Source organism: Nocardia inohanensis NBRC 100128 (assembly GCF_001612945.1).
Classification (GTDB): domain Bacteria; phylum Actinomycetota; class Actinomycetes; order Mycobacteriales; family Mycobacteriaceae; genus Nocardia; species Nocardia inohanensis.
Window position 1 is genome coordinate 261160 of sequence record NZ_BDBK01000007.1, and the last position, 22503, is coordinate 283662.

The window sequence follows — 22503 nt, forward strand, 5'->3', positions numbered from 1 at the left end:
GCAGATGGGTATCCGAGTGGTGATCGCCGACGATCAGGCCCTGGTGCGGGCGGGCTTCGTGGCGCTGCTCGATGCCCAGGACGATATCGAGGTGGTCGGCGAGGCCGACAACGGTGAGCAGGCGGTGCGGCTGGCCCGCGAGCACACCCCCGACGTGGTGCTCATGGATATCCGCATGCCCGTCCTCGACGGCCTCGCCGCCACCCGCGCCATCGCCGCCGATGCCGCGCTCGCCGAGGTGAAAGTGGTCGTGCTGACCACCTTCGAACTCGACGAATACGTCTTCGAGGCAATGCGTTCCGGGGCCACCGGGTTCCTGGTCAAGCACACCGAACCCGCCGACCTGATCAAAGCGATCCGGGTGGTGGCGGGCGGCGACGCGCTGCTCTCCCCCAGCGTCACCAGACGCCTGGTCGCCGAGTTCGCCACGCACGCCAAACCCGCACCGGTGGCCGAACTTTCGGAACTCACCGATCGCGAACGCGAAGTCATGGCGCTGGTCGCCGAGGGGCTCACCAATGCCGAGATCGCCGAACGGCTGTACATGAGCCCCGCCACGGCGCGCACCCATGTGAGCCGAATCCTGTTGAAGCTCAATGCCCGTGACCGCACCCAGCTGGTCGTGATGGCCTACGAGTCGGGACTGGTGCGGCCGGGCTGGCAGTGATCAGTTGCCCGGATTGGATTCGGAGCGTTCCTGGTCGGTGAAGCCCCGGCGCTGACGGGCTCGCATGTGGCGCTGGGACTTCAGGTCCGAGGTGTTGCGGGAGGCGGCGCGGAAGACGTTCGAGACGCCGGCGGCGCCGGGGGCGTAGGTGATGGATTGCTGCGGGGCGAAACCCATTGCGGTGCCGATGGATACGGCGTCCATGTTCGCGCCCAGGAACAGGAAGTCCCAGTTGTAGACGTCCTGCTGCTGGGTGATCAGCGCGCGGACGGCGTGATGCGACCATTCCTTGCTGGAGTTCTCGTGGCCGTCGGTGAGGACCACCACGACGACGGTGCCGGGGCGGGCGGGTTCGGGGCGGGCGGCGAGCTCCGCACCCACATCGGTGATCAGCCGGCCGACCGCGTCGTAGAGGGCGGTCATGCCGCGCGGTTGCAGCTCCAGGGGCGGGACGGCGGGCAGCGGGCGGTTGGCGTAGACCAGATCGTATTCGGTGTCGAACTGGGCGAGGGTCACCTCGACGGTCTCGCCGGGCTGTGCCGAGCGGCGCTGTTCCTCCATGTAGGCCGCGAAACCGCCCTCGGTATCGGACTTGATGGACTGCATCGAACCCGAGCGGTCCAGCAGGACCGCCAGCAGCGTGAGATGTGGATTCGTCATCGTTCTACCCCCGAACTCGGCCATCTGAATGCTGCGACGGTACGAGCGGCGGCTTGCAACCCACCGGGTCATTTCCTTGCAGCGCTGCTCGATTCGGGACCGGGCCGTCAACGCAGTACGTATTCGGACGTAGTCGAAGTACCGTCCGGAAACAGATTCCCCGACAATCGGCGCCGCGCATGCTCGAAGCATGACCATGAACTTCGGCCTCGTCACCGCCCCCCGATCCGGATCCGAATGGGTACGCGCCGCCCAGGGCGCGGAAGCGCAGGGCTATGCGATCCTGCTGCTCCCGGACACCCTCTACACGCCCTCCCCCCTGCCCGCACTGGCGGCGGCGGCCGCCGTCACCGAGCGCATCCGCCTGCGCCCGAACGTCCTCGCCGCCCCCATGCGCACCCCCACCGCCACCGCCCGCGAAGCCTCGGCGCTGCAATTGCTTTCGGACGGCCGCTTCGAACTCGGACTCGGCTCCGGCCGCCCCGACGCCGCCGGTGAGGCCGGAAAACTCGGTGTGGCTTGGGGTTCCGCCGGGCAGCGCCGGCAACAGCTGATCGAGGTCATCGAAACCGTGCGCGCCACCGTGCAACCCGCACCGCCCATCGTGCTGGCCGCCTCCGGGCCCCGCATGCTGGCCACCGCCGCCCAGCTCGCCGACCGCATCCACCTCGCCGTGCAGCCCGCCGCTACCGAGCAGGATCTCGCCGATATCGTCGCCATCGTCCGCGATCACACCGATCGCCCGATCAGCTTCAGCCTGCAACTGGTGGGAATCGGCGAACAGCTGCCCTATTTCGTGAGCCGGCGACTGGGCGTCACCATCGACCAACTCCGCGACGCCGGCGCCGCCGCCCTGCTCCCCGCCGATCCGGCCGCCGCCGCGGAAATCCTGGAGTACCGGCGCGAGAAGTACGGCATCGACGAACTACTGGTCCCCGCCGAACTCGCCCAGCCCGTCGCGCCGCTGGTGGCCCGGTTCCGCTGACTCAGGCGGGAACTTCGGCGAGGCCGCGGCGGATGGCCAGTTCCACGGGTGAGTAGTCGCCGTCGGGGCGGTCGAGTACGCAGGGTTCGCGGAGTAGGAGGGGCGGTTGGGCCAGGAACCTCGGATTCCGGCCGTGGTGGGGCTGGGCGGCGTGCACGAGGAAGGGGTGGCAGAGGTAGACGTCGCCGGCTCGGCCGGTGGCCAGGGTCTCGGGGAGATCGGCGGTCGAGGCGTAGCAGTCGGTGAGGGCGATCATTTCCGCGCCCGCGTCGCCCAGAGGTTCGAGGACCTTCGGCAGGCGGAGATGGGAACCTGCGCGGATGCGGGTGGGGGCGTCTTCGGGGGTGATGTCGGAGAAGAGGAAGAGCATGAGCAGGGCTCGGCCTCGGGAGTGCAGGTTGAGGCGCCAGCGCAGAAAATTTCCGGGGTCGTCGCCGGGGAAACTGGCGTCCACATGCCAGCCGTCGTCGCCGGGGGGCTCCGGGCTGGGGAAGCGAATGGGCCAGGTGCCGAGGCTTTTTCGAGGCAACCAGCGGCCGGGGCCGACCAGTTGGTCGAAGGCGGCACGGAGCAGGGGTGCGTTCACGGCCGCGGCGAACGGTGGTTCGGCGTGATCACCGAGGCGGATCACCGGGCTGGTCCAGGTGGCAGGGTCGTTCGGATCGCATCCGGTTGCCCGCCACAGGATTTCGCGGCCGGCCGCGGCGACTTCCGCCGGGAAGGCGGATTCCACCTTCACGAAGCCGTCGGTGATGAACGCTTCGATCTGGGTTTCGCTGAGCGCTGGCGGCACCGGCATCGAGTTCCCTTCGTCGTCGAACCTTCCGAGGATGGCGATTCCGGCGGACGGCCGCCAGTGAATTTCCGGGATCCGAATATGCGGAAGCCCCGCGCACCGGAGTGGTGTGCGGGGCTTCCGTTGGCCGGCTGTGCCTTTCGGACTACTCGCCCGAGGCGGCCGCCGGGGCGTCACCCGCGAGGGCGACGACCGGCTTGTCCTCGGCGGGCTCGTCCTTCTTGGTGAGCTTGGCCTTGGCGGTGAAGGTGAACTTGGCGTTCTCGCCCTGGCCTTCGCCGTCCCAGTTCTCGACGTCGACCACCACGATCTGACCGGCGCCCAGTTCGCCGAAGAGGATCTTCTCCGACAGCTGGTCCTCGATCTCGCGCTGAATGGTGCGACGCAGCGGACGGGCACCGAGCACCGGGTCGAAACCGCGCTTGGCCAGCAGCGACTTGGCCTGCGGGGTCAGCTCGATCTCCATGTCCTTGTTCCGCAGCTGGTTGGCGACGCGGCCGATCATCAGATCCACCATCTGGACGATCTGCTCGCTGGTCAGCTGGTGGAACACGATCACGTCGTCGATACGGTTCAGGAACTCCGGGCGGAAGTGCTTCTTCAGCTCGTCGTTGACCTTCTGCTTCATGCGCTCGTAGTTCGAGCCCTCGACATTGCTCTGGGTGAAGCCCAGGCCCACGGCCTTCGAGATGTCTTGGGTACCGAGGTTCGAGGTGAAGATCAGCACCGTGTTCTTGAAGTCGACCGTGCGACCCTGGCCGTCCGTCAGGCGACCGTCCTCGAGGACCTGCAACAGGGTGTTGTAGATCTCCTGGTGGGCCTTCTCGATCTCGTCGAAGAGCACGACCGAGAACGGCTTGCGACGCACCTTCTCGGTGAGCTGGCCGCCCTCTTCGTAGCCGACGTAGCCCGGAGGGGCACCGAAGAGCCGCGAAGCGGTGAAGCGGTCGTGGAACTCGCCCATATCGATCTGGATGAGCGCGTCGTCGTCGCCGAACAGGAAGTTCGCGAGCGCCTTGGAGAGCTCGGTCTTACCCACACCGGACGGACCGGCGAAGATGAACGAGCCCGAGGGACGCTTCGGGTCCTTCAGACCGGCACGCGTACGGCGGATGGCCTTGGAGACGGCCTTGACCGCATCCTCCTGGCCGATGATCCGGCGGTGCAGCTCGTCCTCCATGCGGAGCAGACGGGTGGTCTCCTCCTCGGTGAGCTTGAACACCGGAATACCGGTCCAGTTGGCCAGCACCTCCGCGATCTGCTCGTCGTCGACCTCGGCCACGACATCCAGATCGCCGGAGCGCCACTGCTTTTCGCGCTCGGCCCGCTTGGCGACGAGCTGCTTCTCCTTGTCACGCAGGCGCGCGGCCTTCTCGAAGTCCTGCGCGTCGATGGCGCTTTCCTTCTCGCGGCGGGCGTCGGCGATCTTGTCGTCGAATTCGCGCAGGTCCGGCGGTGCGGTCATGCGGCGGATGCGCATGCGCGCGCCCGCTTCGTCGATCAGGTCGATGGCCTTGTCCGGCAGGAACCGGTCGTTGATGTACCGGTCGGCCAGCGTCGCCGCCGCCACCAGCGCGGAGTCGGTGATCGAGACGCGGTGGTGCGCCTCGTACCGGTCGCGCAGGCCCTTGAGGATATTGATGGTGTGCTCGACCGTCGGCTCGCCGACCTGCACCGGCTGGAACCGGCGCTCCAGGGCGGCATCCTTCTCGATGTACTTGCGGTACTCGTCGAGGGTGGTGGCACCGATGGTCTGGAGCTCACCGCGGGCCAGCTTCGGCTTCAGGATGGAAGCCGCGTCGATCGCGCCCTCGGCGGCACCCGCACCCACGAGCGTGTGCAGCTCGTCGATGAACAGGATGATGTCGCCGCGGGTGTTGATCTCCTTGAGCACCTTCTTCAGGCGCTCTTCGAAGTCACCGCGGTAACGCGAACCGGCGACCAGGGAACCCAGGTCGAGGGTGTAGAGCTGCTTGTCCTTCAGCGTCTCCGGCACCTCGCCGTTGACGATGGCCTGCGCGAGGCCCTCGACCACGGCGGTCTTACCGACACCGGGCTCACCGATGAGGACGGGGTTGTTCTTGGTGCGGCGGCTCAGCACCTGCATCACGCGCTCGATTTCCTTCGAGCGGCCGATGACCGGGTCGAGCTTGCCTTCGAGAGCGGCCTGCGTCAGGTTGCGGCCGAACTGATCCAGCACCAGCGAGGTGGACGGCGTACCGGCCTCGCCCCGCGTGCCCGACTCCACGGCTTCCTTGCCGCCCTGGTACCCGGAGAGCAGCTGAATCACCTGCTGGCGCACGCGATTCAGATCCGCGCCCAGCTTGACCAGCACCTGCGCCGCGACGCCCTCACCCTCGCGGATCAGGCCGAGCAGGATGTGCTCGGTGCCGATGTAGTTGTGGCCCAGCTGCAACGCCTCACGCAGCGACAGCTCGAGCACCTTCTTGGCGCGCGGGGTGAAGGGGATGTGACCGGACGGCGCCTGCTGGCCCTGCCCGATGATCTCCTCGACCTGCGAACGCACGCCCTCGAGCGAAATGCCCAGCGACTCCAGCGACTTGGCCGCGACGCCTTCGCCCTCGTGAATCAGACCCAGCAGGATGTGCTCGGTACCGATGTAGTTGTGGTTGAGCATCCTGGCCTCTTCTTGTGCCAGAACGACGACCCGCCTAGCGCGGTCGGTGAACCTCTCGAACATCGCTCCCTCACTTCCTGCTCCGCTGTCAACGGCATCCGGCGCTTCAGTACCCGACTGTGCGCCAGCCTGCCATGAAGCCCTGGGGTTGCTTCCCCCGACTCCACTCTAGTTGTCGGGGTTCGCGCACGTCGCCCGTCCACCCTATTGCGAACCGGCGACAACACGAGTCATTAGGTCATAACGGGGCTGTAGCCGGGATCGTTTCCGTCCCGGCTACGCCCACAGCGAACAAACCCGTCTGCTCGATCGGTTACCCGGTGAAGGGGGCTACGAACCCGCAGGACACATCACGCTGATGTTCCGGATCGAGACCGTTCAGGGCAAAGGCGGCGGCTCGCGGGCTGCCGGCGATGGCGAGATGGTCGGAGAGGTCGGTCGGGCAACCCTCCTGCACCACGTGGTTGACCGCGTTCGGGGCTTCGACCACGCCGATCGAGTACGGCACCACCAATTCGTCGTAGATGCCGATGATGTTGGTGTAGGAGACGGTCGGGTCGTAGATGCCGTCGGAGTTGAGCTCGGTCATGAAATCCGCGCCGCCGGTCATCTGGGTGCAGGGGATGCAGACGCCGGCGGAGAGGACGGCGTCCACGTTCGAGACGCCCAGGGCCGAGGCATAGCCGCGGACCAGCTTCATCTGATCGCCGTAGGTGCCCAGCCAGGGGGCGGCCAGGGCGACGAAGTTCCCGACGTGGCCGGAACCGCCGAGGCGCTTGATGTAGTACTGGGCGACGATATTGCCCTGCGAGTGGGCGATGAAGTCGACCTTCGCCGCGCCGGTGGAGACGCGGACGCGAGCCACGAAGGAGGCGAGTTCCTGCCCGCTGCTCTCGATCGATTTCATGCCGCCCATGGCGTTCAGCGGCCACGGAACATCCAGTGCGCCATAGGTCAGCGAGTAGACGCAGTAGCCCTCGTTGGCCAGCAGCGGGACGTAGGCGCCCCAATTCGTCTGTGCCCCACCGGCGGTGCCGTGTACGAGCACCACGGGATCGGGATGCGCGGCGGTGGGCTTGCAGTTCCAGTCGTTCGAACCGGGAAGGGAGCCACCGGGATTGGACAGTTCGTAGGGGATGCCCGCGAAGAAGTTGTAGACCACCGGATATTCGGCGTGCGCGGAGCCCGCCACCGCCGTCCACAACCCAGCCAGAACCACCAGGATCAGCATCGATCCCGGCGTACGCCGCAGCATACGTCGCATGGGCCCCTCCAAAACTAGAACGCGTTCCGGACAAGCTAACCGGAGCGCCGGCCAGCTCGGGGGTGTACCGGCGAGTAACTATTACAACGTGTTACGCACACAGCGAAAATGCGCCCCACCCGAGTGGGCGGAGCGCATGTTTCCTGCTGCCGATCAGCGATTCCAGCCCTGCCCCGGCTGCACCGGGGCCTGCCCGAACTGCGTCGGAGCCGGACCGAACTGCGGCCCACCGGCCACCGCACCCGCCGGCGCCACACCGGAAGCCGAGTTCTGTGACTTGCCGTGCTGCACGCCCGCCACGAACAGCGCGCCCGTCAGTACCAGGAAGGCCAGCGTGTGCAGGATCGCGCGCAGCACGTTCCAGCGCACCCAGGAATCCTCGAACTGGGCGCGCACCGCCGCCAGATCGCCGATCTGGCCGACATCGCCAGCCGCGGCCAGCTGATCGTTGAGCGGCACGTTCAGGCCCGAGGTCACACCGAAGGCGATGATATTGAGCACCAGCGCCACCGCCAGCCAAACCAGCACGGTCCGAACGTCTTTGCCCAAATGCAGCGCCGCCGCCAGGATGCCGAACCCGACGGTGCCCATGAACCCGATCATGAACCACGGATTGATGATGACCACGTTGATCTTCTGCATCACGTCGATGAAAGTGCGGTCATCGGACTGGTGCAGCGCGCCCATCACCGAGGTGGCGTAGGCGTAGAACACTCCGGCGATCAGACCGGTCGAAAGCGTCGCCGCGACCAGCGAGGCCATGCGAAGAGCGAACATTAGTGGATCTCCTGACTGGGTCTGTTCCCCGCCGAAATCTTCGGGGGATCAATGACTTCCAGTCAACCGCCGGGAGCTCGCACGCTCCATCGCTCAGAAGCTCGCGCGCATGAGCTTCCGTCTCACAGGTCGCGTTCGGAGATCACACCGCTGCGCAGGGCCAGGTTCGCCAGCTGCACCCGCTTGGCGTTCTGCGGCAGGTCCTCCACGCCGAACTTCGCGAAGAGCGCCCGCAGATGGGTCTTGATGGCGTCCACACTCAGGAACAGCTCCGCCGCGATCTGCTGATTGGAGGCGGGCGAGGCGAAACCGTCATTGCCGCGCAGCGGGCGGCACAGCGCCACCAGCACCGAGCGCTGGGTCTCGGTCAGCGAGCGCAGCGTGGGCAGGCCGCCGGTGGAGGTCTGCGTGATATCGCCTGCGGCGCCGCTGAAGTCGTGATAGGTGATCCGCGAGGTGCCCATCCGGATGACATCGCCGGGTTGCAGCCGATGCCGGCCCACCAGGCGGTCGCCGTTGACGAAGGTGCCGTTGCGGGAGAGCCCGTCGTCGACGATGGTCCAGTGCGGGCCCAGGTATTCGGCGGTCGCGTGCAGCCGCGACACCTCGACATCCCAGAACAGCGAAAGATCGGCCTGCGGGGAGCGGCCGATGGTGATGCGAGGCTGATCAGGGGTCAGCATCAGCTCGTGCTGGCGCCCCTCATGATCCTTCACTCGCAGGAGTGAACCGTGAAATGCGGTCACTGCGCCGATACCTTCTCTCTACACCCAGCCAGTGACATCATGCACACAGTTTCAATGGTGCCTGCCCGCTTCGGCCCGAGCAAGATCGTGGGTCGCAGATGGGCACCGGTCACCCATCAGAGTTATGCGCAAAGCGTATGAATAAACCACTGCCGCCCGGGTTCGCACGAAACACCCGAGCGGCAGTCGAATCGGCGACTAGTTCTTGACAGCAGCCTTGTTGTAGGCCTCGGTGATGTCCGCGGAGATACGACCGCGCGCCGAAACCTTGTGTCCATTACGACGCGCCCATTCCCGAATGGCGGCGCTCTGTTCACGATCGATGGAGATCCGGCCCTTGGGCGCAGCGCCCGCGGCACCGGCGGCCACCTTGGTACGGCGGCGCCCGCTCACCCGGCGCGCGCTGGAAACCCAGACCTCGAGCCCGTCCCGCAGCTTGGCCGCATTCTCCGTCGACAGGTCGATCTCGTACGAGACGCCATCGATAGCGAACTCGATGGTCTCGTCCGCGATGGACTCACCGTCGACATCGTCGATCAAGCTAACGGTGACCTTCTTTGCCATGAGATGAACGTCCTCTCGAAATCGTGCGACCCGCATAGTTAGGCCGATTACCCGAACCCAGAATAGCGCTAATTGCAATACTCCCAGAACGGGCCTCGACAATGCAATCCAGCGAACTCAGCGAGTCGATGGACGCACAATTGGAAAGAGTATCGTTTCCCGGATTCCCAAGCCAGTCAGGGCCATCAGCAAACGATCGATACCCATACCGGTTCCGGTCGTCGGCGGCATACCGTGCTCCATCGCGGCGAGGAAGTCCTCGTCCAGCCGCATAGCTTCGTCATCACCGGCGGCGGCCAAACGCGCCTGATCAACGAATCGTTCACGCTGGATGACCGGATCCACGAGTTCGGAATATCCGGTGGCGAGTTCGAACCCGCGCACATAGAGATCCCACTTCTCGGTAACCCCAGGTTTGCTGCGATGCTGACGCGTCAACGGAGAGGTCTCCACCGGGAAGTCACGCACGAAAGTCGGGGCGTAGAGCTTGTCGCCGTAGACGTGCTCCCACAGTTCCTCGACGAGTTTGCCGTGACCGTAGCCCTTGTCCTGCGGAATTTCCAGACCCACCCGATCGGCGAGCGCCAGCAATTCCTGCACCGAAGTTTCCGGCGTGACCTCGACACCGATCTGCTCCGAGAGCGACGGGTACATCTCGACCGTCGTCCACTCGCCGGACAGGTCATATTCGGTGCCATCGGCAAGGGTCACCACGAGCGTGCCGTAGACCTCCTGCGCGACTTCCTGGATCAATTCGCGCATCATCTTCGCGGAATCGTCGTAGGTGCCGTACGCCTCGTAGGTTTCCAGCATTGCGAACTCCGGCGAATGCGTGGAGTCCGCGCCTTCGTTTCGGAAGTTCCGGTTGACCTCGAACACCTTCTCCAGGCCACCGACCACACAGCGCTTCAGGAACAGCTCCGGCGCGATACGCAGGAACAACTCCATATCGAGGGCATTGGAATGGGTGGCGAACGGACGCGCCGCGGCGCCACCGTGGATGGTCTGCAACATGGGGGTCTCGACCTCGAGGAAACCCCTGCGCTCCAAGGCATTTCGCAGCGCGCGCACGGCCTTGACGCGAGTGCGCGCCATTTCCCGGGCCTCCGGGCGCACGATCAGATCGACATAGCGCTGGCGGACGCGGGCCTCTTCCGACATCTCCTTGTGCGCCACCGGCATCGGGCGCAGCGCCTTGGCGGCCATCTGCCACTCGTCGGCCATCACGCTCAATTCGCCGGTGCGGGAAGCGATCACCTCACCGTGCACGTAGACGAAGTCGCCCAGGTCCACATCGGACTTCCATGCGGCCAGCGCATCCGCGCCGACGCCGTTCAGGCTGATCATGGCCTGGAGCTTGGTGCCGTCGCCCTCCTGGAGGGTGGCGAAACACAGCTTGCCGGTATTGCGGACGAAAATGACACGGCCCGCGATTCCGACCACCTGACCGGTTTGGGAATCCGCTTCGAGATCGGGATACGCCGCGCGAATTTCGGCGAGCGAGTGCGTCCGGGGAACCACGACCGGATAGGCGTCACGGCCCTGTTCGAGCAACCGTTCCCGCTTCTCCCGGCGAATCCGCATCTGCTCGGGGACATCGTGCTCGACAGCGTCCTTCGCACGGGTTTGCCCAGCAGGAGCCGTGTTGCTACCGGTGGAAGTGGGGTTGGGGGTGCTCACGGGTTTCAAGGGTATATGGCGCGGGAAAGCGATTTTCCCGCGCCATGGGTCAGCGGGTGCGCAAGCGGGCTCGCGGGCCGAAGCCCCCGCGAGTTACGCGAGTTGCCTACAACCAGGCGAGCGTCGCGACCTCGCGCTGGAAGTGCGGGGCGGCCGCTGCCACATTGAGCAGTCCGGCGGCCTTCGCGGCCTGGTATCCGCCCACCAGATCGGTGGCGCGGCGCAGGCCCAGCTGCTGTAGCGAGGCGGCGGCCAGGCTCGAGGTGTAGCCCTCCGAGCAGAGGATGATCCATTCCACGTCGTGGTCCTCGGCCAGCGCCAGGCGCGCGGAGCTGGTCGGATCCAGCCGCCATTCCAGGACATTGCGCTCGATGACGAGCGCGCCGGGGAAGGTGCCCTCCTTCAGGCGCTGCGCCTGCGGGCGAATATCCACCAGAATCGCACCGCGCGCGATGGCCTGCGGCAATTCGTAGGCGTAGATCCGTCGCAGCGTCTCGCGCGCCTGAGCGAGCATGCCGTCGATGGTCAAGTGCGTCATTCGAGTTCGCCTTCGGGCTGATCGGTCAGGACGGAACGGGTACGCCGCAGGGTGCCGTGGCCGGTGACCTCGTAATAGGACATGGCCGTCAGCGGCGGCGAATAGGCGTGCACGCTCAAAGTCGGATTCAACGGGCCGGTGATACCGGCCTCCTCGGCCGGCGCGCGGACCACGTCGTGCACCCAGCCGAGCGGGAAAGACGCCTGATCGCCCGCGGTGAGGGTGCGGCGGCGCAATTCCTGGCCATTCCAGCGATATTCGGAAAGGGCGCCGGAGAGGACGGTCAGCGCGCCCAGCGAACCGGCGTGATCGTGCAGTTCGGTGTACTTGCCCTCGGCCCAGCTGATCAGCCAGAGATCGACCTCGTCATCGGCGATCAGCCTTGCGGCCCAACGGTTTTCGGTCGGCCACAGGCCACTCTGCGGGAGCAGGTGATCGTAGCGGCCCTCCAGGACGTCCTGCGCCCCCTCATCTGTCAGGCGCAGCAGATCCGCCGGGCGGAGCCGGGTGGGGAGAGCCGAGGCGGTGGCCCGTTCGGTTACCTCGGGCAGCAGACGCGAAGTACCGGCGGCACGGGCCGAATCGTTCGTGGATAGCGAAACAAAAGAAGATCGCATGAGCGAAACTCCAGGAGGTGTGTAAATGGCCGGGGGCTATACGAAGCCTCGACGACCGTCGAGGCGAGTCAGCCTCGACAACACTCCTGGGTGCTCATGCGCGAATACACGTCGGCGAGTCTAACAGCGCATCTCCGGGATGCAACAGACCCTCCCGGAGACGACTGGATCACAAGTGGGGGCCGCCCCCCACAGCGGAAGGGGGTCCGGGGGCCTGACCCCCGGACCCCTGCTCTCGCTGCGCCGAAGCGCTCAGCGGGTGCGGCGTTGCTGGTTGCGCTCGTAGACAAGCCGCAGGCCATCGAGGGTGAGGGTGGGTTCGTGATGCTCGATGGTCTCGGACTCGGGGACGATGAGCGGCGCGCTGGCACCCGTCGCCACGATGGAGACATCGTCGCCGGAGAAGGCATCGAACTCGTCGCGAATGCGGTCGATGAGACCGTCGACCAGCCCGGCGAAACCGAAGATGGCGCCCGACTGCATGCACTCCATGGAATTCTTGCCGACCACCGAACGCGGCCGCGCCAACTCCGCCCGGCGCAGCGCACTGCGCTCCACCAACGCCTCGGTGGAAATCTCCACACCGGGCGCGATGATGCCGCCGAGAAATTCCCCCTTGGCCGAAACCAGATCCACACAGATGGCCGTACCGAAATCCACCACGATGGCCGGGGACTGGAAACGGTGATATGCCGCAAGACAATTCACGATACGGTCCGCACCCACTTCTTTGGGATTGTCGACCAGCAACGGAATACCGGTGCGCACACCGGGTTCCACCACCACATGCGGCACATGACCCCAATAACGGGTCAGCATCTCGCGCAGCTCGCGCAGCACGGGCGGCACCGTCGACAAGGCCGCGACACCGGTCACCTGCTCGGCGTCCGGGCCGATCAAACCGCGCACCTGCAAAGCGAATTCGTCCGCGGTCAGCAGCGGATTGGTGTGCATCCGCCAGTGCCGCGCCAGCTTCGCATGATCACCGCTGCCGGTGAAAAGCCCCAGCTCGATGCTGGTATTGCGGACATCGATGGTCAGTAGCATGCCCGCCCGCCGCTCAGGCGATGGAGAGGGAACGCGGGGAGATCAGATCCGAGCCCTCCGGGGCGTGCGCCGGATCGGTGCCCAGCTCGATCGGGCGATTGCGCTCGTCCACGAAAACCACGTGCGGCGCGTAGTTCTCGAGCTCCTGCGCGTCCATCATGCCGTAGGCGATGAGGATGACCAGATCACCCGGGTGCACGAGATGCGCTGCGGCGCCGTTGATTCCGATCACGCCGGAACCGCGCTCGCCCGCGATCACGTAGGTCTCCAGGCGAGCCCCGTTGGTGATATCGACGATCGAGACCTTCTCGCCCTCGAGCAGATCGGCGGCATCCAGGAGATCCTGGTCCACCGTGACCGAGCCGACGTAATGCAGATCGGCGTGAGTCACCGTGGCGCGGTGGATCTTCGACGTCATCATGGTGCGCAACATCGTCGTCGCCTTCCTAGTGAGAAGCCTGGGCGGGCTGGTCGGGAGTGGTGGGATGGCCGTCGATCGGGGCGCCGATCTTGACGGGCATATTGTCGATGAGGCGGGTGCTGCCGACCCGGGCCGCGACCAGCAGCCGGGCATTGCCGGTGGGCCACTCCTCGGAGAAGTCGGAACCGCGCAGGGCCAGGTAGTCGATATCGATGTCCGGGGCCAGGTCCAGCACCGACTGCGCCGCCTCCAGCACCGCTTCCGGGCCGAGACCACCGGAGTGACGGCCGGCCAGCAGGGCGGCGGAGAGGGTGGCGGCCAGCTCGCGCTGCTCCGCGCTGAGGAAGCGATTGCGCGAGGACATGGCCAGGCCGTCGCGTTCGCGGACGGTGGCGGCGGGAACGATCTTCACGTCCAGGTTCAGGTCCACCACCATCTGGCGGATCAAAGCCAGCTGCTGGTAATCCTTTTCGCCGAAGAACGCCTCGTGTGGCTGACAGATATTGAACAGCTTCGAGACCACGGTCAGCACACCCGAGAAATGGCCGGGCCGGGTCGCGCCTTCGAGAATGTCGCCGAACGGTCCGGCCTGCACCGTGGTGCGCGGGCCGAACGGGTACATGTCGTTGGCGCTGGGGGCGAACACCAGCTCCACGCCCTCACCGCGCAGCAATTCGACGTCCGCGTCCAAGGTGCGCGGGTATTTGTCGAGGTCCTCGTTGGCGCCGAACTGCAAGGGATTCACGAAGATCGAGACGATGACGGTGGTGTTGGAGAGCTTCGCCAGGCGCACCAGCTCCAGGTGCCCCTCGTGCAGCGCGCCCATGGTGGGGACCAGCGCGACCCGGCGGCCGACCGACTTCAGGGCCTTGACGACCTTGGTCATCACGGCGGGGTCGTGGTGCACGGTCAGCTCACCGCGCTTGTAACTGCCGATCAGTTTGGGGTCCATCAGTATCCTTCCAGCAGTTCGATCAAGGCGGGATTGGTGCGGGCGCGCTCGGCCGAACGCAGTGACATGGCGCGGTATCCGGCGGCCAGGCGAGGATTCACGGCGTCGAGAGCGGTCAGATGCGCGGCGACGGCATCGACGTCGCCGCGGGCCACCGGGCCCGTCAAGGCGGATTGCCCACGGCGCAGGGCATTGTCGAGGGCGGCCGAGGCGAGGGGTGCGAGCATGCGCTCGGCCAGGCCGTTCGGCTGCTCGTCGACCAGCTGCTGGCCCAGCAGACCGGGGCCGGCGAGGGCGGCTCGAAGTGCTTCCACCGCATCGACGATGAGCGTGACCAGGTGATTGCTGCCGTGCGCCAGCGCCGCGTGGTAGAGCGTGCGGTTCTCCTCCGCGACGCGTACCGGCTCGCCACCCATCTCGATGACCAGCGATTGCGCGATGGCGTAGCCGATGTCGTCCGCGGCCGTCACCCCGAAACAGGCGTTGGCCAAGCGGGATACATCCTCGTCATGCCCGGTGAAGGTCATGGCGGGATGGATCGCCAGCGGCAGCGCGCCCTGCTCGGTCAGCGGGGCCAGCACGGCCACGCCGTTCGCGCCCGAGGTATGCACCACGATCGTGCCGGGACGCACCACCATCGCGGTCGCCAAACCCGTGACCAGCCCGGCCAATTCACTGTCCGGCACCGCCAGAATCAATAATTCGCTGCGGGCCGCGACCTCTTCGGCGGGCAGGATTCGCGAATCCGGAAGACGGGTTTCGGCACGGCGGATCGACGCATCCGAAATAGCGGAAACGCCGAAAACCACGTGACCGGCACGCTCGAGTGCCGCACCCAGAGCGGACCCGACGCGTCCCGCCGAGACGATTCCCACCGTCAACCGTGCAGGCGCAAGATCGGTTCCGCAGACAGCCTTGTCCGAGGTCACCCTTGTCCTCTCGAAAGTCGTTCCAGTCCCGCATTGCGGGTACCGGACGTTACTCGGCGAGAATATCGGGCCCGATATCGGACGACCACCAACTGTGGGGCTTCCCACTCCCGGGGCCCTCAGGGGCAAGCCCCTGAAACCCCGATACGCCAGGCAGCGCGGGTCGACGCCCCCGCGCCCCTTTCACCGGGGAGATTCAGGGGCGGGCCCCCGAACCGGTACCCGCGCAGCCCGGGTCAGTTCTCGCTCTCGGAGCGGAGGTTGGCCATGATTTCGGCTACCGAGAGGCGGGGGCCGGAGTCGGCGGAGTCCTCGGAGCGGCGGCGCCGGCGGGAGCTGGCGGTGCCCATCGGGGTGGAGGCGCGCGGGGAGGAGGGGTGGGTGGGGGTCGGGCCGGCAGAGGGGTGGTCGTGGGCGGCCGGTGCCGAGGCGGTTGCGGCGGGGCTGTCGGCCGGTTTCGTGGTGACCGGGTCGGTGGGGGTGTTGCCGGCGGGGATTTCGGTTTCGAACCAGGCGACCTGGTTGAGTTGTTCGTGGTCCAGGCCGGTGACCGGTTCGGTGGGGGCGGGGGGTGCGTCGGGGGTGGTGCGGGCGCGGAAGTCGGTGGACTTGGGGGCGCCGTTGCGGGGCTGGGCGGATTCGGCGGGGGGCGTGGCCGGGGTGGGGGCGCCCAGGTTGGTCATGGGCTGCTCGGCGGGGGTCTCGTCGTCGTCGAAACCGCTCAGGCGCATGGCGGTGAAGCTGCCGGTGTCGAAGGTGACGATGGAGGTCTCGGCGGTCACCGGATCGTCGAAGGGGGTGGCGAAGATCGGGGGTTCGGGGTGGTCGGCGTCGAAGACGGGGGCGATGCGGGCGTGCAGGTCCTGCTCGTCTTCATCGGGGGTGGACCACGGATCCCAGTGTTCGGTTTCCGTCCAGTTATTGTTCGCGGAATTGCCGTTGGCGGCGGGGGGGGTCGGGCGGGCAGTTCCTGGACGCGGACGGCTTCGGCGCGGAGTGCGGGGCGATCTTCGAGGAGATCACCGTCGAAGAGGCGGTGCAGGTTCTCGCGGAGAATGGCGAGTTCGGCCCGGAGCGCGGCCATCTCCTCGGCATTGGCGCCCACCTCGCGGCGCACCCGGGTCTCGACCCCGAGCTCGTACTCCCGGCGGGCAGCAACCTCGCGCTCGAGCTGGAGTTGATAGACCTTTTGCAGGTCGTTCACTTTCGCCTTGTCGACCGCCGACTCCCTGCGGTAACGGGTCGCCGCGAGGGTCCCGATGGCGGCCGCCCAGAGCGCGGCGACCAGCCCGACCCGGATCATGTGCGGGTTGTCGCTGAAGACCAGGAAAATACTGGCAACCAGTCCGAGGAGAAGCAGTACGCCGGTGAAGAACTTTCCCGCGTCTTCTCGCCGTCGACGGGAAGTGCTGCTACGGGAGGGTGAAACCATGTCCGCCAGCGTAGCTTGAACTACCGACCAAGTCCGCCACCTTCGAAATGATCATCACCGACCTGTTAGCTACGAAGTAGCTGCCTCATCGGGCGGATCGATAGGCGCACGACAGCAATACTCCAGCCACAATGCGGCCACCACCAGCGCCAGGCCCGCGACCAGGCCCACCACCGCACCCGGCATATCCGACGCCGCCGACCGCATATCCGACCGGTTCGGCAGCAGCCAGATCACGAAACCCAGCCAGATCCCGCCGACCAGCGAACCCACCAGCACCGACGCCTTCGCCAGCGCCACCGCCCGCGCCGCCGTGATCGGATGCAACTGCCGCGGCCCGTCCCCGATGCCCTGGTTCTCCACCCGGGACCGGATCACGAACGCCAGCACCGCCTCCAGCACCGCCACCGGCAGCAGCGAAGCCCCCGAGAACACGGTGATGGGCGGAAAACTCGAGTACGCGATATTCGTCGCCACCCAGGCGATCACCGCCGCCAGCGCGACATTCGCGCACAGATCCAGCACCCGCGTCGGCTTCACGGCATCACGCCTTCCAGCCCAGCGCATGCCCGGTCCGGCGGACGCCATCGACCTCGGCGGAGTCCAAGGCGGACAACCACTCTCGCAGCGACCGCACCGCACCCTCCGCTTCCAGGGTCGCCTCCGGCTCCACCTCGAGCCACGGCACCAGCACGAACGCGCGATGGTGCGCCTGCGGATGCGGAAGCGTCAGCGTCGGATCCAGGCTGCGCACCACGACCTGGCCGTCCCGGCGGCGCTGCGCGGCCCAGACCACATCGACATCGAGAGTGCGCGCGCCCCAGCGGACTTCGCGCACCCGCTCGGCGGCCTGCTCGAGCTGCTGCCCCAACCGCAGCCAGTCGGAGGGCTCCAGCTCCGGATCCTCGGCCACCAGTACCGCATTCAGGTAGTCCTGCTGCGGCACCCCGCCCCACGGCGGGGTGGAGTACACCGACGACACGGCCAGCAGGCGCGGGCGCAGCGCATCCACCACGCTGCGCAGATGCGCGAGCCGATCGCCGAGATTGGATCCGATCGACAGGACTACGCGGGTCACCCCAGCTCCTCGCGACGGCGGGACGTGACTACTCGAACGTCTTCGAAGGTATGCGGGATCGGCGCGGAAGGCTTGTGCAGCACCACTTCCACGGCCGCGATCCGGGTATCGGACATGATCGCGTCGGCCACCTCCGACACCACCGTCTCGATCAGATCGCGGGGCGGGCCGGAGACGATCGCCACCACCTGATCGGCCAGCTCCCCGTAGTGGATGGTGTCGCCGATATCGTCGGATTTCGCGGCGGCCGAGAAATCGGTCCACAGCGTCACATCCACCACGAACTCCTGGCCGTCCCGCTTCTCGAAGTCGAAGACGCCGTGATGGCCGTACACCTTCAGGCCGCGCAATTCGATGCGGTCCGTGCTCAATTCGGTTCTCCTCGTCCCCGCCGGTACTTGCCCCGCAGCCGGGAGGCGGCACGGGTACAGGCATCGGCGACGGCAATGGCATCCAGCGAGGCGCGCACATCGTGCACGCGCACGCCCCAGGCCCCGTGCTCGGCGGCCAGCGCGGAAATGGTGGCGGTGGCGATCTCGCGGCCGTCGGGCGGGCGCGGACCGGCGGCATCGGCCAGCAGGGCGCCGAGGAAACGCTTGCGCGACGCGCCGATCAGGATCGGCAGGCCGGCGTCCATCATCTCGGTCAGCCCGAAGTACAAGGCGCCCAGCAGTTCCCAGTTGTGGTCGGCGTTCTTGGCGAATCCCAGTCCCGGGTCGATCACCAGCTGATCGAAGTCCACGCCGCCCGCGACGGCCATATCGACCTGGGCGTGCAACTCCTCCCACACCCGCGCGACCACATCGTCGTACTGCTCGGCGGGACCGGTGTGCCGGTAGTCGGCATCGGCCCGCCAATGCATGAGGATCCACGGAACCCGGGCCTCCGCAACGACTTTCACCATGTTCGCATCGGCCCGGCCGCCGGAGACGTCGTTGACCATGGCCACCCCCGCCTCGATGGCGGCCGCGGCGACACTCGCCCGCATGGTGTCCACACTGGTCGGCACCCCCGCCGCGGCCAGCCCGCGAATCACGGGCGCGACCCGGGCGGCCTCGGTCTCCGGATCGATGCGAACGGCGCCGGGCCGGGTGGATTCCCCGCCGACATCGATGATGTCCGCGCCCATCTCGTACAGCTCGATGCCGTGTGCGACAGCGAGTTCGGGGTCCAGATAACGCCCGCCGTCGGAGAACGAATCGGAGGTGACGTTGACGACGCCCATCACCACACACGAGCGGCCACCGCGCGGAACGATCAGTTTCGTCCCCCGCGTGCCGCTTTCGGTCATGGTCGGTGCGCTCACTTCCGCAGAATGAGGTCGAGGGCCTCGGCGCGCGAGGAGGCGTTGGTCTGCAACAGGCCGCGCACCGCGGAGGTGGTGGTCGAGGCGCCGGGCTTGCGGATGCCGCGCATGGCCATGCAGAGATGCTCGGCCTCGATCACCACGATGGCGCCCCGCGGATCCAGCTTCTCCATGACCGCGTCCGCGATCTGGCTGGTGAGGCGTTCCTGCACCTGCGGGCGCTTGGCGTACAGATCCACCACGCGGGCCAGCTTGGAGAGCCCGGTGACGCGGCCGTGCGGGCCGGGGATGTAGCCGACGTGCGCGACGCCGTGGAAGGCCACCAGGTGATGTTCACAGGTGGAGTACATGGGGATGTCGCGGACCAGGACCAGTTCCTGATGCCCCTCGTCGAAGGTGGTGTTGAGCACCTCGGACGGTTCGGTGTAGAGCCCGGCGAACATCTCCTTGTAGGCCCGCGCCACGCGCGCGGGAGTGTCGGCGAGGCCCGGGCGGTCCGGGTTCTCGCCGACCGCGATCAGCAATTCGCGCACGGCAGCTTCCGCGCGCTCCTGATCGAACGGCCGACCGGTGTCGAGCGCGATCGGGCCCGATACGACACGGTTGTTGGTGGCCGACAATCGACACCTCCTGTGTTGAATTGCCGCGTAGCGATGTGCGGCGTGTCCGCGGTCGCCGACGGCCCGGCCGCTGCGCCCGGCAGGCGTTTCACCTGCCGGGCGCAGCGGACCGAGCCGGGCCACGAACCTCTCGAGCGTATCGGGACGTGGTCAGCGACGACCGTTCGGTCCGTCCCAACCGTTGTCGCCGTCCTCGTCATTCCCGGCGGGGTGACCGGATTCCGGTTGCGCCGGTTGCGGATACCCGGACTGGCCGGGCTGATACCGCTGATTGCCGGCCGGGGCCCAGCCACCGTAGGCGGGGCGAGCGGGCGGCTGCTGCGGCTCGTCCTCCTGCGGCGGCCAGCCCGGAGCGGACCAACCGGCCGGTGCGCCGTAGTCGGGCCGCGAACCGTGCGTACCGCCCCCGTGCCGCGGATAGGCCGGAGCCTGCTGCTGCCCGGGGTAGCCCGGAGCCGGATAGCCGTACTGCGGCGGAGCCGGGGCGTACGGGTCCGGTGCGTAACCACCGTTGACCGGCTGTCCGGCGGGCACCGGGGTGCGCACCTCGTCCGGCCACGGCTCGCCACGCTCGGTGGCCAGCTCGCGCGGCGTCTTCACCGGCGGCCGATCCGACGGGGTACGCCCGCCGAAATCGTTGAAAGCCGTGATGCGCGGGCGCTTTTCGACGGTGCTGAGCACGGTCTCGAGATCCTTGCGATGCAGGGTCTCGCGTTCCAGCAGCGCGGTGGCCAGCGCGTCCAGCTCGTCCCGGTACTCGTTGAGCACCGCCCACGCCTCGGTGTGCGCGGCCTCGATGAGGTTGCGCACCTCCTCGTCGATCTCGCGGGCGACCTCGTGCGAGTAGTCCGAACCGGTGCCCATGGACCGGCCCAGGAACGGATCGCCCTGCTCCTGCCCGTAGCGGACGGCGCCCAGGCGAGCGCTCATGCCGTATTCGGTGACCATGGCGCGAGCGATCTTGGTGGCCTGGTCGATATCGGAGGAGGCGCCGGTGGTCGGCTCGTGGAAGACCAGTTCCTCGGCCGCGCGACCACCCATGGCGAAGACCAGGCGGGCGATCATCTCCGAGCGGGTCATCAGGCCCTTGTCGTCCTCGGGCACCGTCATGGCATGACCGCCGGTGCGGCCGCGGGCCAGGATGGTGACCTTGTAGACGGGCTCGATATCCGGCATCGCCCACGCGGCCAGGGTGTGCCCGGCCTCGTGGTACGCGGTGATCTTCTTCTCTTCCTCGCTGATCACGCGGGACTTGCGGCGAGGGCCGCCGATCACGCGATCGACCGATTCCTCGAGGGCCGCACCGGTGATCACGCTGCCGTGCTCACGCGCGGTGAGCAGCGCGGCCTCGTTGATCACGTTCGCCAGGTCGGCGCCGGACATGCCGACCGTCCGCTTGGCCAGACCGTCGAGGTCGGCATCGGGCGCGATGGGCTTGCCCTGCGAGTGCACGCGCAGGATCGCGCGGCGGCCCGCCAGGTCCGGATTGCCGACCGGGATCTGCCGGTCGAAACGACCCGGGCGCAGCAGCGCGGGATCGAGGATGTCGGGCCGGTTGGTGGCCGCGATGATGATGACGCCGGTGCGCTCACCGAAGCCGTCCATCTCGACCAGCAGCTGGTTCAGCGTCTGCTCACGCTCGTCGTGCCCACCGCCGAGGCCGGCGCCGCGCTGGCGGCCGACCGCGTCGATCTCGTCGACGAAGATGATGCAGGGGCTGTTCTGCTTGGCCTGATCGAACAGGTCGCGTACGCGGGAGGCACCGACACCGACGAACATTTCGACGAAGTCGGAACCGGAGATGGTGAAGAACGGGACACCAGCTTCACCGGCGACCGCCCGAGCGAGCAGCGTCTTACCGGTACCGGGCGGGCCGTAGAGCAGCACGCCCTTCGGGATCTTCGCCCCGAGCGCCTGGTAGCGAGCCGGAGCTTGGAGGAAGTCCTTGATCTCGTACAGCTCTTCGATGGCTTCGTCCGCGCCCGCCACATCCTGGAATGTGGTCTTGGGCATGTCCTTCGACAGCAGTTTGGCCTTCGATTTACCGAAGCCCATCATGCCGCCGCGGCCGCCGCCCTGCATGCGGGCCATCACGAAGATGAAAAGGCCCAGCAGAATGATCATGGGCAGCATGAAGAGAAGGATCTGACTCAGCCAGGAATCCTGCTTGACGCTGGTGTCGACCTTGGCGCCGGTGGCATTGGCCGCCTGGAAGATCTGCTGGGAAATCTCGCCGCCGCCAGGGTATTTGGCGAGGATCTTGGTCTTGCTGTCGGTAGCATCATTGCCGTTCTTCAGCGTGATGCGGATCTGCTGCTCTTTGTCGTCGATCTGAACGTTGTCGACATTGTCTTTGTTCTGCAGCTGAGAAAGCGCCACCGACGTGTCGACCTTCTGCCAGCCGCGCGTGTCATCACTGAAGAAGCTGACCAGATAGATCACGAGCAGAAAGCCCGCGACTATGGCCAGGTTGCGGAACACATTCTTGCGGGTCATAGAGCGTCGGCCGGCGGCCAGTCCTTTCCGGGGGGTGTATCCGGTTTGCCTGCGATGCTTGGTGGCGCGCCCGTTCCGGCGAACGGATGCGGACAAGCCACGTTACCCCGTAGGGTCGAAGTGATACATCGCGCAGTTCGGCAGCTAGTGCAGTTTCAACAGGTAACGGCTGGAGAACGCGGGTGGTTCCCCAACCACTTGCGGCAACACGTCGGGACGATCACCCCCTGGTGTCGGACCGAGTGGTCACAATGATGGCATGGTCGTCCTATCGTGAGTGACGACACAAC

At 66.9% G+C, this 22503-nt stretch carries 24 protein-coding genes; 2 read left to right on the forward strand and 22 right to left on the reverse strand.

The annotated features are described in order from the left end of the window. Positions 1-4: 4 nt before the first annotated feature. A complete protein-coding gene (locus NI1_RS15350; RefSeq protein ID WP_067820597.1) occupies positions 5-667 on the forward strand; it encodes a response regulator transcription factor in 663 nt (220 codons plus the stop codon). Here the strand turns inward: NI1_RS15350 and NI1_RS15355 are convergent, their stop codons facing one another. After that, on the reverse strand, positions 668-1327 hold the full coding sequence (locus tag NI1_RS15355) for a vWA domain-containing protein (RefSeq protein WP_157535127.1): 660 nt from the start codon (positions 1325-1327) through the stop codon (positions 668-670). A 190-nt stretch (positions 1328-1517) separates the two neighbouring features. Between NI1_RS15355 and NI1_RS15360 the strand changes: the two genes are divergently transcribed. Continuing rightward, the gene (locus NI1_RS15360) at positions 1518-2312 is read left to right on the forward strand and encodes an LLM class flavin-dependent oxidoreductase (protein ID WP_067820348.1); all 795 of its coding nucleotides are present in this window, start codon (positions 1518-1520) and stop codon (positions 2310-2312) included. A gap of 1 nt (position 2313) precedes the next feature. Here the strand turns inward: NI1_RS15360 and NI1_RS15365 are convergent, their stop codons facing one another. The 21 genes from NI1_RS15365 to ftsH all read right to left on the reverse strand — a co-directional run bounded on the left by NI1_RS15365 (position 2314) and on the right by ftsH (position 22213). Next, complete coding sequence (locus tag NI1_RS15365; RefSeq protein ID WP_067820352.1) at positions 2314-3111, reverse strand: phytanoyl-CoA dioxygenase family protein; 798 nt, start codon at positions 3109-3111, stop codon at positions 2314-2316. A gap of 142 nt (positions 3112-3253) precedes the next feature. Next, positions 3254-5809 carry an ATP-dependent Clp protease ATP-binding subunit gene (locus NI1_RS15370; RefSeq protein WP_067820354.1) on the reverse strand — a complete coding sequence of 852 codons (2556 nt, stop codon included), beginning with the start codon at positions 5807-5809 and terminating at the stop codon, positions 3254-3256. Between the two features lie 250 nt (positions 5810-6059). Next, positions 6060-7010, reverse strand: coding sequence for an esterase/lipase family protein (locus NI1_RS15375; RefSeq protein WP_067820357.1), 951 nt, complete (start codon positions 7008-7010; stop codon positions 6060-6062). A gap of 153 nt (positions 7011-7163) precedes the next feature. Further along, positions 7164-7787: an anthrone oxygenase family protein gene (locus NI1_RS15380; protein ID WP_084523235.1), complete on the reverse strand. Its 624-nt coding sequence runs from the start codon at positions 7785-7787 to the stop codon at positions 7164-7166. 122 nt (positions 7788-7909) lie between these two features. Continuing rightward, positions 7910-8533 (reverse strand): FHA domain-containing protein, encoded by a 624-nt coding sequence (locus NI1_RS15385; RefSeq protein ID WP_067718746.1) that lies wholly within the window; start codon positions 8531-8533, stop codon positions 7910-7912. 198 nt (positions 8534-8731) lie between these two features. After that, a complete protein-coding gene (locus NI1_RS15390) occupies positions 8732-9097 on the reverse strand; it encodes a histone-like nucleoid-structuring protein Lsr2 (RefSeq protein ID WP_067718743.1) in 366 nt (121 codons plus the stop codon). A gap of 117 nt (positions 9098-9214) precedes the next feature. Further along, complete coding sequence (lysS, locus tag NI1_RS15395) at positions 9215-10681, reverse strand: lysine--tRNA ligase (protein WP_067820360.1); 1467 nt, start codon at positions 10679-10681, stop codon at positions 9215-9217. Between the two features lie 202 nt (positions 10682-10883). Next, positions 10884-11315 (reverse strand): rhodanese-like domain-containing protein, encoded by a 432-nt coding sequence (locus NI1_RS15400; protein ID WP_174564494.1) that lies wholly within the window; start codon positions 11313-11315, stop codon positions 10884-10886. Next, on the reverse strand, positions 11312-11932 hold the full coding sequence (locus NI1_RS15405) for a cysteine dioxygenase (RefSeq protein WP_067820363.1): 621 nt from the start codon (positions 11930-11932) through the stop codon (positions 11312-11314). The genes NI1_RS15400 and NI1_RS15405 overlap by 4 nt, the downstream gene beginning before the upstream one ends. Before the next feature lie 252 nt (positions 11933-12184). Next, a complete protein-coding gene (locus NI1_RS15410; RefSeq protein ID WP_067820366.1) occupies positions 12185-12979 on the reverse strand; it encodes a type III pantothenate kinase in 795 nt (264 codons plus the stop codon). A gap of 13 nt (positions 12980-12992) precedes the next feature. Then, complete coding sequence (panD, locus tag NI1_RS15415; RefSeq protein WP_067820369.1) at positions 12993-13412, reverse strand: aspartate 1-decarboxylase; 420 nt, start codon at positions 13410-13412, stop codon at positions 12993-12995. Positions 13413-13425: 13 nt separating this feature from the next. After that, positions 13426-14352 carry a pantoate--beta-alanine ligase gene (gene panC / locus NI1_RS15420; RefSeq protein ID WP_067820372.1) on the reverse strand — a complete coding sequence of 309 codons (927 nt, stop codon included), beginning with the start codon at positions 14350-14352 and terminating at the stop codon, positions 13426-13428. Next, positions 14352-15281: a Rossmann-like and DUF2520 domain-containing protein gene (locus tag NI1_RS15425; RefSeq protein WP_067820375.1), complete on the reverse strand. Its 930-nt coding sequence runs from the start codon at positions 15279-15281 to the stop codon at positions 14352-14354. The genes panC and NI1_RS15425 overlap by 1 nt, the downstream gene beginning before the upstream one ends. 236 nt (positions 15282-15517) lie before the next feature. Continuing rightward, on the reverse strand, positions 15518-16063 hold the full coding sequence (locus NI1_RS15430) for a hypothetical protein (RefSeq protein ID WP_067820378.1): 546 nt from the start codon (positions 16061-16063) through the stop codon (positions 15518-15520). Next, positions 16060-16713, reverse strand: coding sequence for a DUF6779 domain-containing protein (locus NI1_RS37935; RefSeq protein ID WP_157535128.1), 654 nt, complete (start codon positions 16711-16713; stop codon positions 16060-16062). Before NI1_RS37935 ends, NI1_RS15430 begins: the two co-directional genes overlap by 4 nt. Before the next feature lie 69 nt (positions 16714-16782). Then, entirely contained in the window at positions 16783-17253 is a 471-nt protein-coding gene (locus NI1_RS15440) for a DUF3180 domain-containing protein (RefSeq protein ID WP_245663232.1), read from the reverse strand. A 4-nt stretch (positions 17254-17257) separates the two neighbouring features. Continuing rightward, positions 17258-17791 (reverse strand): 2-amino-4-hydroxy-6-hydroxymethyldihydropteridine diphosphokinase, encoded by a 534-nt coding sequence (gene folK / locus NI1_RS15445; RefSeq protein WP_067820383.1) that lies wholly within the window; start codon positions 17789-17791, stop codon positions 17258-17260. Continuing rightward, entirely contained in the window at positions 17788-18162 is a 375-nt protein-coding gene (gene folB, locus NI1_RS15450; RefSeq protein ID WP_067820386.1) for a dihydroneopterin aldolase, read from the reverse strand. The genes folK and folB overlap by 4 nt, the downstream gene beginning before the upstream one ends. Next, the gene (folP, locus tag NI1_RS15455; RefSeq protein ID WP_084523237.1) at positions 18159-19082 is read right to left on the reverse strand and encodes a dihydropteroate synthase; all 924 of its coding nucleotides are present in this window, start codon (positions 19080-19082) and stop codon (positions 18159-18161) included. Before folP ends, folB begins: the two co-directional genes overlap by 4 nt. Positions 19083-19093: 11 nt before the next feature. After that, positions 19094-19717 (reverse strand): GTP cyclohydrolase I FolE, encoded by a 624-nt coding sequence (folE, locus tag NI1_RS15460; protein WP_067820392.1) that lies wholly within the window; start codon positions 19715-19717, stop codon positions 19094-19096. 150 nt (positions 19718-19867) lie between these two features. Continuing rightward, complete coding sequence (ftsH, locus tag NI1_RS15465) at positions 19868-22213, reverse strand: ATP-dependent zinc metalloprotease FtsH (RefSeq protein WP_067820395.1); 2346 nt, start codon at positions 22211-22213, stop codon at positions 19868-19870. Between the last annotated feature and the right edge of the window lie 290 nt (positions 22214-22503).

Excerpts from the sequence above, each read along its gene's own strand:
- NI1_RS15410 (WP_067820366.1), bottom strand. The coding sequence starts at position 12,979 with ATGCTACTGACCATCGATGTCCGCAATACCAGCATCGAGCTGGGGCTT.
- ftsH (WP_067820395.1), bottom strand. The coding sequence starts at position 22,213 with ATGACCCGCAAGAATGTGTTCCGCAACCTGGCCATAGTCGCGGGCTTT.
- lysS (WP_067820360.1), bottom strand. The coding sequence starts at position 10,681 with ATGCGGATTCGCCGGGAGAAGCGGGAACGGTTGCTCGAACAGGGCCGT.
- NI1_RS15360 (WP_067820348.1), top strand. The coding sequence starts at position 1,518 with ATGACCATGAACTTCGGCCTCGTCACCGCCCCCCGATCCGGATCCGAA.
- NI1_RS15365 (WP_067820352.1), bottom strand. The coding sequence starts at position 3,111 with ATGCCGGTGCCGCCAGCGCTCAGCGAAACCCAGATCGAAGCGTTCATC.
- NI1_RS15350 (WP_067820597.1), top strand. The coding sequence starts at position 5 with ATGGGTATCCGAGTGGTGATCGCCGACGATCAGGCCCTGGTGCGGGCG.
- panD (WP_067820369.1), bottom strand. The coding sequence starts at position 13,412 with ATGTTGCGCACCATGATGACGTCGAAGATCCACCGCGCCACGGTGACT.
- NI1_RS15400 (WP_174564494.1), bottom strand. The coding sequence starts at position 11,315 with ATGACGCACTTGACCATCGACGGCATGCTCGCTCAGGCGCGCGAGACG.
- NI1_RS15380 (WP_084523235.1), bottom strand. The coding sequence starts at position 7,787 with ATGTTCGCTCTTCGCATGGCCTCGCTGGTCGCGGCGACGCTTTCGACC.
- NI1_RS15355 (WP_157535127.1), bottom strand. The coding sequence starts at position 1,327 with ATGACGAATCCACATCTCACGCTGCTGGCGGTCCTGCTGGACCGCTCG.
- folP (WP_084523237.1), bottom strand. The coding sequence starts at position 19,082 with ATGACCGAAAGCGGCACGCGGGGGACGAAACTGATCGTTCCGCGCGGT.
- panC (WP_067820372.1), bottom strand. The coding sequence starts at position 14,352 with ATGGACCCCAAACTGATCGGCAGTTACAAGCGCGGTGAGCTGACCGTG.
- NI1_RS37935 (WP_157535128.1), bottom strand. The coding sequence starts at position 16,713 with ATGGTTTCACCCTCCCGTAGCAGCACTTCCCGTCGACGGCGAGAAGAC.
- NI1_RS15390 (WP_067718743.1), bottom strand. The coding sequence starts at position 9,097 with ATGGCAAAGAAGGTCACCGTTAGCTTGATCGACGATGTCGACGGTGAG.
- NI1_RS15405 (WP_067820363.1), bottom strand. The coding sequence starts at position 11,932 with ATGCGATCTTCTTTTGTTTCGCTATCCACGAACGATTCGGCCCGTGCC.
- NI1_RS15375 (WP_067820357.1), bottom strand. The coding sequence starts at position 7,010 with ATGCGACGTATGCTGCGGCGTACGCCGGGATCGATGCTGATCCTGGTG.
- NI1_RS15370 (WP_067820354.1), bottom strand. The coding sequence starts at position 5,809 with ATGTTCGAGAGGTTCACCGACCGCGCTAGGCGGGTCGTCGTTCTGGCA.